The 17120-nt window shown below is 44.5% G+C and carries 12 protein-coding genes and 2 tRNA genes; 2 read left to right on the top strand and 12 right to left on the bottom strand.

The genetic code is table 11. From position 1 onward, the window contains the following. Positions 1–22 precede the first annotated feature (22 nt). From G469_RS0104565 to G469_RS0104545, 5 genes are all read right to left on the bottom strand, one after another. Positions 23–98 (bottom strand) — tRNA-Lys (locus G469_RS0104565). Positions 99–113: 15 nt separating this feature from the next. Continuing rightward, positions 114–189 (bottom strand) — tRNA-His (locus G469_RS0104560). A gap of 98 nt (positions 190–287) precedes the next feature. Then, a complete protein-coding gene (locus G469_RS0104555) occupies positions 288–1301 on the bottom strand; it encodes an aspartate-semialdehyde dehydrogenase (RefSeq protein WP_028264043.1) in 1014 nt (337 codons plus the stop codon). A 9-nt stretch (positions 1302–1310) separates the two neighbouring features. Further along, a complete protein-coding gene (locus tag G469_RS0104550; RefSeq protein WP_028264042.1) occupies positions 1311–2648 on the bottom strand; it encodes an aspartate kinase in 1338 nt (445 codons plus the stop codon). Between the two features lie 3 nt (positions 2649–2651). Beyond that, entirely contained in the window at positions 2652–3818 is a 1167-nt protein-coding gene (locus G469_RS0104545; protein ID WP_028264041.1) for a homoserine dehydrogenase, read from the bottom strand. Positions 3819–3931: 113 nt separating this feature from the next. On the opposite strand from G469_RS0104545, the gene thrC reads away from it, so the two are divergent. After that, on the top strand, positions 3932–5413 hold the full coding sequence (gene thrC / locus G469_RS0104540; protein ID WP_028264040.1) for a threonine synthase: 1482 nt from the start codon (positions 3932–3934) through the stop codon (positions 5411–5413). Further along, positions 5413–6366 (top strand): homoserine kinase, encoded by a 954-nt coding sequence (gene thrB, locus G469_RS0104535; RefSeq protein ID WP_035425389.1) that lies wholly within the window; start codon positions 5413–5415, stop codon positions 6364–6366. Before thrC ends, thrB begins: the two co-directional genes overlap by 1 nt. A gap of 2 nt (positions 6367–6368) precedes the next feature. Here the strand turns inward: thrB and G469_RS0104530 are convergent, their stop codons facing one another. The 7 genes from G469_RS0104530 to G469_RS0104500 all read right to left on the bottom strand — a co-directional run bounded on the left by G469_RS0104530 (position 6369) and on the right by G469_RS0104500 (position 16857). Next, positions 6369–7781 (bottom strand): hypothetical protein, encoded by a 1413-nt coding sequence (locus tag G469_RS0104530; RefSeq protein WP_028264038.1) that lies wholly within the window; start codon positions 7779–7781, stop codon positions 6369–6371. A gap of 366 nt (positions 7782–8147) precedes the next feature. Further along, complete coding sequence (rho, locus tag G469_RS09055; RefSeq protein ID WP_084522305.1) at positions 8148–10394, bottom strand: transcription termination factor Rho; 2247 nt, start codon at positions 10392–10394, stop codon at positions 8148–8150. A gap of 233 nt (positions 10395–10627) precedes the next feature. Further along, positions 10628–12043, bottom strand: coding sequence for an ABC transporter ATP-binding protein (locus tag G469_RS0104520; RefSeq protein ID WP_028264037.1), 1416 nt, complete (start codon positions 12041–12043; stop codon positions 10628–10630). Then, positions 12031–12744 carry an energy-coupling factor transporter transmembrane component T gene (locus G469_RS0104515; RefSeq protein WP_028264036.1) on the bottom strand — a complete coding sequence of 238 codons (714 nt, stop codon included), beginning with the start codon at positions 12742–12744 and terminating at the stop codon, positions 12031–12033. Before G469_RS0104515 ends, G469_RS0104520 begins: the two co-directional genes overlap by 13 nt. Further along, entirely contained in the window at positions 12744–13328 is a 585-nt protein-coding gene (locus tag G469_RS0104510; RefSeq protein WP_028264035.1) for an MptD family putative ECF transporter S component, read from the bottom strand. The genes G469_RS0104515 and G469_RS0104510 overlap by 1 nt, the downstream gene beginning before the upstream one ends. A gap of 66 nt (positions 13329–13394) precedes the next feature. Continuing rightward, entirely contained in the window at positions 13395–15116 is a 1722-nt protein-coding gene (locus G469_RS0104505; protein WP_028264034.1) for an ABC transporter ATP-binding protein, read from the bottom strand. Further along, a complete protein-coding gene (locus tag G469_RS0104500) occupies positions 15100–16857 on the bottom strand; it encodes an ABC transporter ATP-binding protein (protein WP_028264033.1) in 1758 nt (585 codons plus the stop codon). The genes G469_RS0104505 and G469_RS0104500 overlap by 17 nt, the downstream gene beginning before the upstream one ends. Between the last annotated feature and the right edge of the window lie 263 nt (positions 16858–17120).

Here is a 17120-nt window from a genome sequence, read left to right as displayed (position 1 = left end):
AGCTCTGAGTCGAAAAATCAAGTGGTGGATCGTCAGGGGTTCGAACCCTGGACCTTGGGATTAAGAGTCCCCTGCTCTACCAGCTGAGCTAACGATCCATATTCATTTGTAAATGGGGTGGGTGAAGGGTCTCGAACCCTCGACCTACGGAGCCACAGTCCGTCGCTCTGCCAACTGAGCTACACCCACCATTTGCCCACCTCAAATGGCGCGTGTATTATTATTACAAAAAAACCAGCGGATGCAAGTGTAAATCTGAACTTTTTTGCAAACACATTTTGTACAGATTACAAGAGATATTCCGCAATTTGCACCGCATTGGTTGCAGCGCCTTTACGAATTTGATCTCCACAACACCACAGCGTAAGCGAACGTGAAGGCGTAGGGCTTGAAAGGTCTTTACGGATACGCCCAACAAAGATTGCATCTTGATTGGATGTGTCCAAAGGCATGGGATACACAAGTTCATTGGGTTTATCAACAACCTTGACTCCAGGAGCGCGGGACAAAATTTCACGCGCCTGCTCTGGAGACATATCCTGCTCAAAATCAAGAGTAATGGATTCGGAATGCGAACGCATAACCGGAACACGAACGCAGGTACAACTCACAAAAAGCTCAGGCATATGCATAATCTTGCGACCCTCATTTTGCATTTTAAGCTCCTCGGATGTGTAATCATCATCCTTAAAGCCACCAATCTGCGGAATAAGGTTATACGCCAGCTGATACGCAAAAGGATCTGTTGAGCCAACAGCCTGGCCTTCATCAAGTGCTTTATGCTCACGAACAAGCTCGGTAAGACCAGCCATACCTGCCCCCGATGCTGCCTGATAGGTCGAGACAATCATGCGCTTGATACCTGCCGCCTGATGTAATGGCCATGTTGGTACCAAACCAATAATGGTTGCACAGTTAGGATTAGCAATGATGTTGCGTGGATGATTGGCAATATCTGCAGCATTAATCTCTGGAATCACAAGAGGAACATCATCATAGAGCCTAAAGGCATGACTGTTATCTACACATACCGCCCCTTGAACTGCCGCCTGTGGTAGCAGCTCAGAAGCCTGCTGATCTCCCGCCGCACCAAGCACAATATCCACGTTATTAAAGGCTTGCGGAGATGCTAGCTGCACAGCATGATCTTCTCCACAAAATTGCACTTTCCTACCCACAGAGCGCTCAGACGCAAGCGGAACTAAGCGCGAAACTGGAAAATTGCGCTCTTCTAGACATTGCATCATTTGTGCACCCACAACACCTGTGGCGCCCAAAATTGCTACAACTTTACCGGACATAACATCCCCCTACTGGCTGATAGTGCCCACCATTTCGCTTTTTACAAAACGATTATAAATAACACCAATTGCCGTATTGAAGTCCTCATTGTTAACACCCAAGATGATAGAGATCTCCTGTGAGGACTGTGTAATCATACGGATGTTTACACCGGCTTCGCCAAGTACACCAAAGATGCGACCCGAAGTACCCGCACGACGGCTCATATTACGACCAACAATGCTGATAAGAGCAAGGTGCTCAACTATGTGTATAGAATCGGGCACAAGTTCTTTTTGCAAGTCATTCACAATGGAATAGATAGTGTCTACTACATCTGCACCGTTAACCACAACACCAAAAGAATCTACACCGGTAGGTACATGCTCTACAGATACGTGATACCGTTCAAAAACGGACAGAGCACGACGAATAAATCCTATCTCGGTAGACATATGAGCCTTTTGAATATGTACCGCTGTAAAATTTTTACGACCAGCAACGCCCGTAATAAGATGCTCGCTCTCGCGTTCCTCGGCCGTCTCGCGAATCATGGTGCCAAGAGCTTCTGGGTCATTGGTATTCTTGATTTGAATGGGAATATTTGCTTCACGAACAGGAAAAATAGCTTCTTCCTGCAAAACAGAAGCGCCCATATACGAAAGCTCACGCATTTCATCAAAGGTAATGCGATGGATAATGCGCGGGTCATTAACAATGCGCGGATCTGCAGCCAAAAAACCAGACACGTCAGTCCAGTTTTCATACACATCCACTTCCAGTGCACGTGCAACAATAGCACCTGTAATATCTCCACCACCACGCTCAAACAGCTTAATCTTGCCATCACTTGTTGCGCCATAAAAACCAGGCAAGACAAAACTGCCTTTCTCGACAACTAGCTGTTGTAAAAGCTGTGCCGTGGCTTCTTGGTTAAGACTGCCATCATGATGAAAGCGAATTACATCCGAAGCATCCACAAAAGGCTTATTGAGAAATTCAGCCATGAGTTGGGCGGTAAACCATTCTCCACGCGAAACAACATACTCTGGAGAAACATCTTTGATATGCATGGCAAACTCATCAAACTTTTGAGCAATGGGATAGGTAAGCTTAAGCTCACGCGCTAACTCTATATAGCGTTCCTTAATGGTTTGTAACAGCACTGTACAATCAACATGATAAGAAATATGAGCATTTACCAGCAAAAGAAGGTCTGTAATTTTATTATCAGTGGTAAAACGCTTACCCGATGCAGATACCACAATATAGCGTCTATCTGAATCTGCTGCCACAATGGAGGCAACTTTTTTGAACTGTTGGGCATTGGCAACACTAGAACCCCCAAATTTTGCAACCTTAAGCATGGATTATGCCTCCTGGAATACTAGAGTAGATGGATAAGCAGCCATGAAGCTGTGCGGGTCTTGTACGAGCAGTTGTTGCAAGAGTTGAGCTGCCTGTGTTGCTGTAAGAGAACGCACCAATTGGAAGTTTGTTGCTAACAGACCTGGTGCTGGTGTAGCAGTAAACCCAACTGGCAGAGTCATAGCGGTCCGAATAAGATAATTACTTGTAAGCAAAGCAGGATTATAAGTTTTCTGAGTATCAAAACAATAGCTGGGACGTATACCAGCCTCACAGTCCAATATATCTTGAACCATGGCGTTGCCCGTGGGCAGACTTCCGGCACCTTGACCATAAAACTTAAGCTCACCAATGCTTGAGCCCGTAGCACTTGCACTATTAAAGTTATTGGGAACGTTTGCTTCAAGCAAAGTTATAGGTAACACAACTGGCTGCACTGCCAAGGCATAGGACTCATCCTTTGCAATACCCTGCCCCATGAGTTTGACACACAAACCACAAGATGCCAGTGCATCCATATCTGCACGTGTGATATTTCGAATACCCAAAGTAGGCACTTCTGTTTTATGAAAGACATCAAAAGCAACCACAGCAGAAATAATAGTTTTGTTTGCCACATCCATACCATCAATATCCGCAGAAGGATCTGCCTCCGCATAACCCAACTCTTGTGCGTCTGTCAGGACCTCATCAAAACTAGAGTTAGAATGAGCCATACGGTCTAAAATATAATTGGAAGTACCATTAAGAATACCGCTAAACGACGTAAGTGCATCTACACGACGCATCTTACGAAGGCCAGCAATCCAAGGGATACCACCGCCTGTAGTTGCTTCTACAAACAAACCAACCTGATGAGCGGTAGCCACTTGAACAAATTCATCAAAATGACGAGCTACAACCGCTTTGTTGGCAGTAACCACATGCTTACCTGATGTAAGTGCAGCTAAAATATAGCTACGAGCAGGCTCGATACCACCCATGCACTCCGCAACAAGCTCTATGCTTGTATCGGCAAGAATTGCATCAAACGAATCGATGTCGCGTGGATCTAAAAGCTTCCCCGGACGTTTAAGGATGTGTGTAACCTCCAGCGTAGGGCACAAGTCAGACACAATGTGGTCCACACCTCGCCCAACAGTACCGTATCCGAGCAAGGCAATATTCATGTGCGTTCCAATCAATCGAACGTTTCCAGTTGGTAGTTAAGCACCCACAAAGTATCTTTTACCGTTACTATATGCATAGGTTTACTTGAATTGCTAAAACTATGGAGTAACTTATGAGTACTTTTTACCACAGTACGCGCTCTACACATAAACTGTTAACAAGTAAGCAAGCAATATTGACAGGTATTGCGCCCGATGGAGGCCTGTTTATCTGTGACACGCTCGCAAAGAAGCACTTAGACCTCCAAAGTGTTTGTAACAATAGTTTTATGCAAAATGCAGAACTTGTGCTCAGTACTTTATTGGATGACTTTACGCCAGGAGAAATTGAGAATTGCGTGAAGGCAGCCTATGGCACTGGGTTTGACAGTGATGCTATAACACCCATAACTACCTTAGGTAACTCTTGGATGCTTAAATTATGGCATGGACCCACAAGCGCATTTAAAGACATCGCATTGCAAATGTTGCCACAACTTATGAGCGTTTCGAGGCAAGGCGACAGTCGCAATGTCATGATTGTAACTGCCACATCGGGTGATACCGGTAAAGCAGCACTGGCTGGTTTTGCAAACGTACCTGGAATAGGTATTACTGTGTTCTATCCCGAAGGCAAAGTCTCTGATGTACAACGTCTGCAAATGATTACCCAAACTGGCAGTAATGTTTGTGTGAGCGCGGTAAGGGGCAACTTTGATGATATTCAAACACAGGTTAAGAATATCTTTGCCAACCATAAACTTGCCGATGATCTAGCTGCTCAAAATACCGTTTTGTCCAGCGCAAACTCTATCAATATAGGACGTTTGGTTCCTCAAGTAGTTTACTATTTTGATGCCTATGCACAACTTGTACGCTCGGGCGCACTCACTTTAGGTGATCCTCTTGAATTTTTTGTTCCTACGGGTAATTTTGGCGATGTGCTTGCTGGTTATTTTGCCAAACTGATGGGCCTGCCTGTTGCAAAACTAACCGTAGCCTCCAATGTCAATGATGTGCTCTACGACTTTATCCGCACCGGCATATACGACCGCCGCCGTAGCTTTAACAAGACCATCTCACCTTCGATGGACATTTTGGTGTCCTCCAATTTGGAGCGTTTGCTTTATTTGCTATCCGATGGAAATTGTGAGCTTATCTCTAACTACATGACCCAACTCACAAAGCAGGGCTTTTATCAAATCAGTGATGAGTTGCTTGCTAAATTACAGGAAACCTTTGCTTGTGGTCGTGCTGACGACACTCAAACACGTGCCGCAATTCATACAACATGGACTAACGAGAAGATTCTTATAGATACTCACACTGCTGTTGCTGTAAGCGTTATGAACGAAGCCAAACCTAACTGTGACTGCCGTGTGGTACTCTCCACTGCTAACGCTTACAAATTTTCTACTGATGTCCTAGAGGCACTTACGGGTAAAGCTTGTACGCTTTCTGGCTTTGAGGCCATGGATGCACTCCAAGATATAACAAACACTACTGCGCCTCAGATGCTGAGTAAATTGCGCACAGCAGCCGTACTACATCCAGAAATATGCTCCATTGAAGACATGGATTGTGTTGTATCCTCCGCTTGCGAGAAGATTTTGTAATGGTTTGCGTAACTGTACCTGCAACCTCGGCAAATTTGGGTGTTGGTTTTGACTGCCTTGGTATGGCCCTCAATTTATATGCGCGCTTTAGCTTTACACCAAGCACAGCACTTACCATCGATGGCTGCGAAGCTCGTTTTTGTAATGAAGATAATCTGGTATGGACTAGCTTTTGTGCAACGCTAGATGCTTTGGGACACAAAACTTTTCCTGTTCACTTGACTATTGATTCTGATATTCCACTATCTGGTGGATTAGGATCAAGTTCTGCTTGCATTGTAGCTGGTATAGTTGCAGCACAGTTGCTGAGTAACCACAACTATAATCAAGCTTTCACCCTGGATATGGCTACAAAACTAGAAGGACATCCAGACAATGTAGCACCTGCGATTATGGGTGGTTTGGTAAGCTCCTTCACTGCTCAAGTAGAGAACAACATAAAAATTGAAGCTCAGAGCAGCACTCCTAGTACCCTTAATAAAGCCAAGGGTTTTAAGGATAGGGTTTTCTCAACACACTTTGATGTATATAGTGGCTTGCATTTTATTACCGTAGCTCCACCCTATGAAGTGCGCACCGCCGATGCACGTCGCGTATTACCCACCACTATTCCTTTTGAGGATGCAGTATGGCAAATGGGACGCGTAGTTGGTGTAATTGATGCATTAACTTCGGGGAAGATGGATGTTTTTGCAGCAGCTAATGCAGATCGCCTGCATGAACCCTATCGCAAGGCATTGATTGCAGACTACAAACCATTACAAAAACTTGCGTTAGCTTACGGTGCAGATGGCTTTGTTATTTCTGGTTCAGGTTCTACCATGATTGCCATAGCTCACCAACAAAAAACTGCGGAGGCACTCATAGATGCCATCCGCAGTTCTTATCCAGACTATTGGGTGCGCGATTTGCGTGCAGACCAAATGGGTGTGCGTTTTGAAAGTGTTAAGTAAACTTAGCCTTGCTGTGCCAAAGCAAATGAATCATGTACTACCTGAGCATTTTGGAGACTCTGACCAACTTCAGATACCTGCTTCATGTGGCGAGGCTTGTAGCCGCTCTTTTTAGCAGGCTGCAATACCTGCAAACGTGTGCTGGTACCACCATCAATAACGCGAAGGTAGTCATACTTCTTGGCATGTGCACCATACCTCTTAGAGCGAGCCTTTGCTTCCTCGTCAGAAATGAGATACTCAACATAGCTCTTCTCATCCGTTACCTCGGGATGATTAGCAGGAACGCGGAAGTGCAAGATCCCGGTGCTCTCTGCAGGAAAATCAGGTTCATCAAGTGTGTCCATATCAAGCAGGACGGGTGTCCTGTAAGGTGCGACACCGTTAACGGTAGACTTATTGTTAGATACCGCATGCTCATTGGCAGTTACCACGTTAGATAAAGCATCATCGGTACTAATAGGAGCAACGCAAACCATCTGACCGGTAAGCTCTACAGCAGCACTGGCCACAACAGGCTTAGGAGCAGAAGATGGGATGTTTACAGCAACAGAACCCGTGTCATCGAGCTTCTCGTCCAATGCAGCAAGAGCAAGCTCCCACATATCGCGTTTATCGTTTAACTCTTCACTTTTGCGACGCTCGGGATACATGCCCAAATCCAGATGAGCAACACGAGAAACCACTTCTGCATGACGGCGGCGTGAGTGAGCCTCTGCAGGAGTGGGAGTTTGAGGCTGAGGTGCAGTTGGATCATCGAGCATAGTCTCAATCAAACTGCCACGCGTAATGTTGGGACCAACGGTTGCTTCCCACCAAGAAGTTCCTACATCACCAACAGAACCATCCGCGCGCTCAATGACAGGCAAACCATCCATCATATTGCCGTTTAAACGAGCTCCCAAACGCTCAAGCAAGGTTGCCTTTACACCCTGTTTCTGAATAGCAACACGCTGAGCATAGCGCTGTTTATTAACATAGTTTTGTGCAATTTGCTCATAGTCACGAGCCTCATGCGCACCTACATCTGTACTTGTATCTATGCTTGTATCTGCACCATGTACATCTGCAACTACATTTGAAGTCATCAGTTCATGGGACTTCTTAGCAGGAGCAGGAGTAGTATCAGACTCAGTAGCATCGGAAGCAGAAAACGTTTCATCTATTAAATGCCAGGCAACGTCACCAGACTGCCACGAATTGTCCTGCTGCCTACGTGATTGCTTGCGAACAACAGCATAGGTAATTCCTGCAATACCCACGCAAGCTGCCACAGCTGCAGGAATGACCACACGAGGGCCAGGCAAAACAGAAAGCGTTTGAGCGGAAACAGCCATAGCGGTACGCGGAACGCTTACCAAAGCAACGCCCACCAGTCCAGCATAAACCGCTGGATGTGTACTATAGCGTTTCATATTCCTCAGTACCTTCCCTGCAAGATGTGCAAGGGCGGCAACATTCTTAGCTACGATATAAGGTTGGTCCTGCCATATACAGTGACCAACACAAACACAACGGCGTAGTTTGTTTTAAGAGTGTGTACCGTCGCTTGCTAAACCTACGTTTAACTTATCTTTTTTGAGTGTAGCGTGACTTTAGGTAAAAACTATCGAGAAATGCAAAATAGTAGGTAACTTTATAAAATTCTGTTATAAACGGAACAAAAAAGCGACAAATATCTGAGTACTTGTCGCTTTATCAATGCTTTATGAGTGCTCCAGCTGTCTCAAATGTACACCGGTACCGTACATTTTTGTAGCAAACACTACTCAGACGCGTTTTTACAACGCATCTGCATACTCCGCGTTTTGCGCCTTCTTAGCAGAACGAATAAGGAACTCCTCGTTATTGTTGGTTGCCTTAAGGCTCTTAACCAGCGAAGACTCGGCACGCTCCACATTGTTCATATTAGCCAGAATGCGTCGAATGCCCCACACGAAGGGCTGCAGTGCAGGATCAATAAGCAGCTCCTCATTACGAGTGCCAGAAGCAACAGGATCAATTGCTGGGAAGATGCGCTTATCTGCCAAATCGCGATCAAGCTTAAGCTCCATATTGCCGGTACCCTTAAACTCCTCAAAGATTACCTCGTCCATCTTGGAGCCTGTGTCGATAAGAGCCGAAGCAATAATGGTAAGAGAACCGCCATTTTCGATGTTACGAGCAGCACCCAAGAAACGTTTGGGAGGATAAAGAGCCGCGGAGTCCACACCACCAGACAAAATACGACCACTTGCAGGCTGAGCCAAGTTATAAGCACGAGCCAAACGTGTGATGGAATCCAGTACCACCACTACATCTCCGCCCATTTCTACCAGTCGCTTTGCACGCTCAATAACCAGCTCAGAAACAGTCGTGTGATTCTCGGCAGGCATATCAAAGGTGGAAGCCACAACCTCGCCCTTAATGGAGCGCTGCATGTCTGTAACTTCTTCAGGACGCTCATCCACCAACAGGCAGATGAGGTGTACTTCGGGATTGTTTGCTGCAATGGATTGGCAAATGTGCTTCAGAACAGTAGTTTTACCAGCCTTTGGAGGCGAAACAATCAAACCACGCTGACCCTTACCTATGGGCGAAACCAAATCGATGGCACGACCAGTAATGGAGTCCTTACCATTCTCTAACTTAAGAGGCTCGTTAGGATAAATAGGCGTGAGATCACGGAACTTAGGTCGCTTGCGCGCTTCCTCGCAGCTTACACCGTTAATAGAAGAAATGCGACCTACTGGAGGCAAAGATTTGTTAGTACCACGAGCAGGAACCACAACACCTTCGATAAAATCACCAGGTCGCAAGCCGTATTGGCGAATCATCTGACTAAAGATATAGGCATCATTGGGACCGTGCATGTAGCCATCGCAACGAACAAAGCCATGACCCTCTTTTTGGATTTCCAGCACACCACAAACATGCCTGAAGCCCTCAGCACGAGCTGCTGTAGTGTAGATAAGCTCAATGAGGTCGGTCTTTTTAACGCCCACAAAATCAATTTCCAGCTCTGCAGCTTTAGTACGAAGCTCGGCTACCTTCATCTCGGTCAGCTGTTCACGGGTAAGCGAAGGTTCAGCGTTGGTATCTACAAAATTATTGCGGCGATTGTTGTTGCGGCGATTGTTGTTGCGCTCGTTACGCGAATTACGATCGTTGCGAGAATCACGATCGTTACGACTGTCACGATTCTCACGATCATTTTGAGCGTTGGAATTGCGAGAAGTACCATTGTTTACAGCGCCGTTTGTATCCTGCATATTTTTGGAATTACGACCAGGACGCCCAGGTCGACGACGAGGACTGCGAGATTCTGCTTGGTCTGCAGGCTTATCTGCTGCGGGAGTTGCAGGTAGAGCAGCATCTGTGATGGCTGAAGTGTCTACACTTACAGCAGCATCTGTGCTAGCGGTAGCAGTATCTGTTTTTGTAGCAGCATCTTGTGTTGCAGCGGCTATAAAGGCTGCTGCCTCTGCTTCCGATAAGGTCTGCGTAGGTGCAGCCGCCATCTTATTACTGGCCCTTGTATGACGCTGCGTACGGCTATTCATTTGCTTAATATTTTTGCCCTTGGGAGCAGCTATATCGTCAGGTGTAGATGGTGTGGTTGATGTACTTTCGGAAACGGAAGTACGTGCTGCTTGTATGGATTGCGCAGACTGAGCTGCCTGAGCTGCAGCAAGCGCAGCCTCATATGCTGCTTTTTCTGCCTTAGAGGGGCGGCCACGGCGGCGCTTAGGCAAAACAATGGCTTCGCTTGCTGAAGCGATTGCGCCAGCGTCTGTTGCGGACGCAACGGGAGTTTGTATAACGGGTGCTTGCGTAGAATCATCCGCGGCAGCAGCGGAGCTGGCGGATTTTTTGGTGCGCTTACGCGGCTTTTTCTCGGCAGGCTCTGCTGAGAAAAGATTGGCCTGAGAGGGCTCTGTAAGCGCTTCTGCAGATTTTTTTGTCGTGCGCCTACGACGTGGTTTTGCGGGGGTTGCTTCTGCTTCGGATTGCTCTGGCTGTTCGCTCTGAACAGTAGTGTCTGCCACGCTTTGTCTCCTTCAAATGGAAATTAAAAATCAACACTGTGTTGATACAACCTGTGAGATTAAAAAGAATGAAGTTCAAGAAAGAATGAACGAATCAAAACATCTGCGAGTATATCATACAAGTGATACCAATGCTGAAAAAAATCCGTGACAAATACTTTTGTATAGAGAGAACTTTAATTTTTATCTCATGGGTTTCCAGTAGCTGCAAAAGCTGCTCTTAAGACATGAGTTTATACGCGATAGCACTCTAGGTTTATAACAGCATCGACTGTCTCATTGAGGAACTCCACATCATGAGACACAATAAAGATAATGTTATTCGTTTGAGATGCTGCCTTAATAAGACGAGAAATACTCAGCATATTCTCATAGTCCATACCTGAAGTAGGCTCATCAAAATAGATGAAGCGAGAACCCTTAAAGAGTGTAGCCGCAATAACTACACGCTGTTTTTGCCCACCAGACAAGCTGAAGGGATGGCGTTCGCGCAACTCATACAGTGAAAGATTTTTAAGCAGCTGCTCTTGTTCCTGCAAATCATAGTTTTTCACGCCAAGACAAACTTCACTTTCTACGTCCTCGCTAAAGAGCTGATGGTTAACATCTTGCATAACCAGCGATGAAGCATTAAGACGCTTTTTTGCAGAAAACTTCTTTTTATCTAGGAAAATTTCTCCACGCGCATGTTTATTCACACCAATCATAGCGCGCACAAAGCTCGACTTTCCGCAGCCATTGTGTCCAACAATGCCATAAATGTTACCCATCTCAAACGTAGTATGTTCCACTCTTAGTCCTGCTGATTGTCCAGGAAAATCTACAAAGAGAGACTGTAAGTACAAGCCACTATGTATTTGATTTGCACACGATTCTTTTACTTGTATCATGGGCACTGCAAGCGGCGTTTTTTGTACGTCGCGCAGTCCCAAGGCACTTCGTTGTTCACATGACCACAACTGCACATCTTGTATGGGGTATTCTGTAACAGAACCATTCCCTACCACAAAAAACCTATCCACAATATCCATAAGGTAATACAAACGATGCTCGGAAAGTATCAGTGAAATACCGCGTTCTTTTAAACAAGCAAGCATGTTGTGAAGCAAAGCAATATACTGTGCATCCAAATTAGATGATGGCTCATCAAGCAAAATGATACCTGTACCCGCAATATAGCACGAGGCAACACAAAGGATTTGCTTTTCTCCGCCTGACAACTGAAAAATATTACGATCGAGCAAATGTTCTATAGGAAACAGCGTCAACATATCTTTGAGGCGCCTATCCATTTCGGCACGAGAAACTCCTGTGTTTTCTAAATAAAAGAGCAACTCAAGCGTAGTGTTTACATTAAAGAAATAGGTCTTGGGATTTTGAAATACATTGGAGATAACCTGTGCAATTTCAAAGACTTCAAGCTTATGTATCTGCTGTCCATCAACAAGAATATCCCCTTCTAAGTGCGCTCCATCATAACGAGAACCAAGTCCGTTTATGGCGTTGATGAGCGAAGTCTTTCCCGAACCGCTTCTGCCCGTAAAAACTGCGCACTCACCATCATGGATTGTGAGCGAAATATCTTTAAGAATGCTTGAGCAAGCTGCTCCTTCGCCATATGAGATAGTAAGATTTTTTATCTCAACCACGTGAGACCTCCCACAAGCAAAACACCCATAATGCCAAGAAACACAACATCAATCAATCGAAACTTTACTTCGGTATAGCGTATGGACGGCACGGGATTTTCGATACATTTGACCTCCGCAGCTTTGGCAATATCATCGGCAATAGTGGAGCACATAATAAGAAGAGGAACTGCCACATACTCTGCATAGGCAATAGGGTTTTTGAACGTTATCCCCCGCACTTTCATAGCAAGCTTAATATTGCGTCTCTCCTCATGAAACGAAGGAAAGAAACGAAACATAACTGCTATAGGAATGGAAATAGATTTAGGGGTATGAATCGCATCCATAGATGACAAAATACTGCCCACATCTGATGTTTTTACCAAATATGTTCCTGCAAATATAGGCAGATAAAACATGCGAACTATTAAGAAAAACGAGATAAACATTTTAAGAGGCGCAGGAAAAGCCGAGACTCCGTCAATTGACGGAACCATACAAAGTAGCAGATAGAACAGAGAGGCTTTAAGTCCCGTAATAAAGAATCCCGAAAGCATACAAAACAAGGCAAGTACCAATACCATGGCCAAGCCCACCCAATCTGGCATTGGATGCAAGATAGTTACACCCACAGCAAGTACAACAGCAAGTTTACTTAAGGGATTTGGATTAAAATGTACTCGGTTCCCTTGTGCAACAGAGAAACTATCCTGCTGCATTAGACAATACCTGCTTTCTCAAAATGCTTTTTAAGCAGGGCTTTTCCAATAAAACCGCCAATCAGCCCACCTATAAGAGCGCCTACAATAATAAGTCCCATTGTGGGATAGCTCATAAGCTTATCAAGCGTATTACCGTACTCTACGCCCATCTGCGCAACAGTGAGCTCAAAATACCTATCGTGTACCAAAAATATCTGAAAGAGCGATCCGCATGACCACGCATTAAAGATTGCTGCAGCTGCAATATTATGCATCATGCTCTTAAAATCACCTGCACGACGAACAAACTCTGCAATAAGCATTACCACGCAAGAGTAAAGAGGAACAACAACAGTATGTCCTCCCACAAACATAGCAAGCGGAGCAATCATGCCAAAAATAAACAAAGCCCAAGATTTAGGAACCTTTGCCATAAAGAGCATAACAATACTGCCCGCAACAACACCTAAAAGCGTTGGCCAAATAAGAAAGAGGATGGGTACCATACCTATCATGCCTAAGGAAAACATCACCACAAAGTAGACAACTGCAAATACACCTATGGTTACCAAATCTTTTACTTTGAGTTTTTCGGTATTCATAGCTACTCCTGTTCTTTGAATGCTCTACCTGCGCAACTACAACTACAGCTGCGCAGGCGCAATTATTTAGTACACAAACTTTTCGGCAAGTTTAGATTTCTCAATAAGATTTTTATAGGTAGAAGATGTTTTTAGAAGCTCAGCATGTGTGCCCACAGCTTCGACCTTGCCACCATCCAGTACTACAATCTTGTCCACTGTTTCCACTGATTTCAAACGATGAGAAATAACCACAACAGTTTTATTCTCGATAAGCTTGCTCAAACTTTCTTGAACTTTGCGCTCGTTTTCTATATCAAGATTTGCTGCAATTTCGTCCAAAATAAGAATAGGGGCATCCTTCAGAAATGCACGGGCAATAGAAAGACGTTGACGTTCACCACCTGAAAGTTCGGCTCCATTTTCACCAATAGTAGCGTTAAAACCGTCGGGTAATCGGTCGATAAATTCCATGCAATTAGCAAGCTGAGCTGCATGGCGCACTTCTTCATCTGTCGCATCCAGTTTTCCAATACGGATGTTTTCCATAATTGTGCTATTAAAGAGTGTTACATCCTGAAAAACAATAGATGTCTTATCGAAGAGTGAATCGGTCGAAATGCCCTTAATATCTTTGCCATCTATGCAAATATGTCCTAAATCATAATCATAGAGACGAGAAATGAGTTTGAGGAGCGTTGTTTTACCGCAGCCAGAGGCACCTACAAGAGCGGTTACTTCCCCTTGTTTTGCTGCAAATGAAACATCACTCAAAACTGATGTGTCTTTATCGTATGCAAAACCAACATGAGTAAGTTCAACATCAAAGTTCTTTAATTCAACCTCTGCACCTTCCTGTACAGCGGTTTCATTAATCTCCTTAAGCTTTGCTACACGCGGCTCCGCAAATAATATTTCAAGCATAGACTCGTTGGAAATATCAACAATTTCCTTAACTTTGATGGCTGCAAGCATATATCCCAACAGATAGAGCACGTTAATGCTACCTGTTACCAAGAGTTGCGTACCCACGGCAAGCACCACGCCAAGACTAATAAATGAAAAGAGCGAAGAAAGTCCCATAACTTGTACATTGCCAACCTCCGACAGAAGGTGAATGCGCTCACCATAGTCCATTTTTTCATACAGACTACGCTTGATCTCTTGGCTCAAATTAAAGCCTTTAATCTCCTGATTAAGTTCAATAACTTCTTGGAATTTTTCGCTTTGCTCCCGCAATACCTTATAGAATTTTTTATTGCCTCGCTCAACCTGTTGCCTGTACAAAGGCAACACCAAAAAACGTAATACATTAGGAGCAATGACTGCAAGACCAAGCCATACATTTCCAGCCATGAGCATAACGGTAAGAAGTGGCAGGAAGAAATAGATAGCATAAATCTTAGGGATAGAGTGGCTCATAGCATGCTCGATAGCTTCCACATCCGACATGATAGATTGCGAAAGATCAGAGAGGTTGCGCTTAGAAAAGAAGCTGAGTGGCAAACTCTGAAGACGCTTTGCAATACCAATGCGCAAATGAGCGCTCTCTTTGTAAGTTGCGTTATAGGTGCCTTCGTATTCAATTGCAAGAGTAATCGCAAGAGCTATAAGCGTTACCACAGCACTTGCAATATACAACCAGCTCTCGTGCTTATTGCCCGACAAGAGCATATCGCCAATGAGCATAACAAGCATAACGGGAGACATGCTTACAATGTATACGCAAAGACTCGAAAAAGAAGCCTTCAAAAGTCCGCGAGCGCCCTCGTCGGTTACCTGAAACTTGCGCTTAAAGTGCTGAATCATAGCTCAGTCTCCAATCATTTGCGCTGTAGTACATATCGAGAAGAGCTTTGTATTCGCCTTGTTTTTTCAAGAGCTCGAGGTGGCTTCCACGCTCGGCAATCTCACCATCTTTTAGCACAAGAATCTCATCTACGTTTTGAATGCTAGAGAGCCTATGGGCAATCATGATGGTGGTCTTGTTCTGCATCAACGTCTTAAACGACTCTTGCAATTTATATTCGTTATCTGCATCAATAGCAGCAGATGCCTCATCCATAACAAGAATAGGTGCATCTTTGAGAAGCGCACGCGCAATGGCAATACGTTGTTTTTCTCCACCGGAAAGATACACTCCTTTGGCGCCTATAAGGGTATTCTCACGTTCAGGGAATTTATCGAGAATATCGGCGCACCCTGCTTTCATAAGCGCAGCCATGACTTCGTCATGTGTTGCCCCAGCTTTGGCAAGTGCCACATTGTCATAGATGGACATCTTGAACAACTTTGGATCTTGGAAAACAAACGATATAGCCTTAATGATGGCGTCTTCGCTATACGCAGAAAGCGGTTTTTTGCCGATGGTAACCGCACCATCATCTACCTTATAAAACCCACTGAGCAGTTTAGCAAGCGTTGATTTACCCGAGCCAGATGAACCTACGAGTGCATAGGATTTACCTGCAACAAGACTAAGATTAAAGTTCTTAAAGACACTCTTGTCTCCGTAGGAAAAACTCATATTCTCAAAAGCAATATCAAAGTTCTCGAAGCTCGTTTCATTTCCAAACTGCAGCTTGTCTTTGTTCATTTCGTCGTAGAGTTTTTCTAGGCTATCTACGGCATATTTTGCCTCAAATATATGTTGTGTGGAGTACATAACACGCATCAGACATACATACACTACGCCAAGAAGAAATATGTACATCAAAAGCTCAATCATAAAGAAATGAGGTTCGGTGATGGTATTGAGCATAAGAGCGATTGGTATGACTAGAAGAGCTGCTGCGCCTAAAAAGATCCACTGGTAGGTAACGTAAGGAACCTTACAACTCTTTGAATAGGAATATACGCCTTGCGCATATGAGGTAATGGCTTCATGCAATGCCTTAAACGAATTAACATCCGCCTTAAAAATCTTAATGACTTGAATACCACGAACATATTCAACCGTCTCGCCACTCATGCGCTTGAGGGCATCTTGGTACTGTTGCATAAAGGAGGTTTCTCCGCCCATCATTTTTGACATGATGACTACGCCAATAAACACCGTGACAACCACCGCAATACCTACTCTTAGACTTACAAAAAAGCTGAGGATAATCACTAGAATAGGTGTCACAAATGCCTGCCCTAAATCTGGGATCATATGGGCTACAGCCGAATGTGTCATGCCAGCATTATCGTCTATGGTCTTACGAATAATGCCCGACTCATTAGTGTCAAAAAAGCGAAATGAAGCCTGTACAATACCATCTATACCACGCTTGTGTAGGTTGGTTTCGAGCCTAAAGCCCAGTATATGAGAAAATATGCTTGCCAAGAGATAGAGCAAAGCTCCTGCTGTTAAAAGCACAATAGCAAGGATGGAGAGCTGTTGTGCTACGACCAGGTTGTTAGCCATCAATATTTCTCTGAGTACCTGATAGATGACAAAATAGCCTGCGCAGGTAAGCACTGCCGAACATACCGAGCAGAACACAGCTAACACGCCATAAGCTTTTTTCTCTGGTACATAGGCAAAGATCCTCTTGTAAAGATCCAAGACTTCCTCCTTCTATGCTAAAATAATCTCATATTTGTTAGTTAAGGTTAACTAGTGATATATATGGCTTGTCTTGAAATAAGGTAAACGCGAACGATTTTTATGTTGCACGAACAATTGCAACAGTTATGGAATGCAAATAGAAGCTTGTAGCAGACTACAAAAAGGAGATATATGACTCATGCAGAGCAGGCATTTTACGCTGCTTTTTCTCATATTTCTCCCACTATGCGTTCGCAAATTATGCCGCAAATGGAGTAGAT

It is taken from the genome of Atopobium fossor DSM 15642 (assembly GCF_000483125.1).
GTDB lineage: Bacteria > Actinomycetota > Coriobacteriia > Coriobacteriales > Atopobiaceae > Atopobium > Atopobium fossor.
This window is presented reverse-complemented; position numbering and strand designations above follow the sequence as displayed.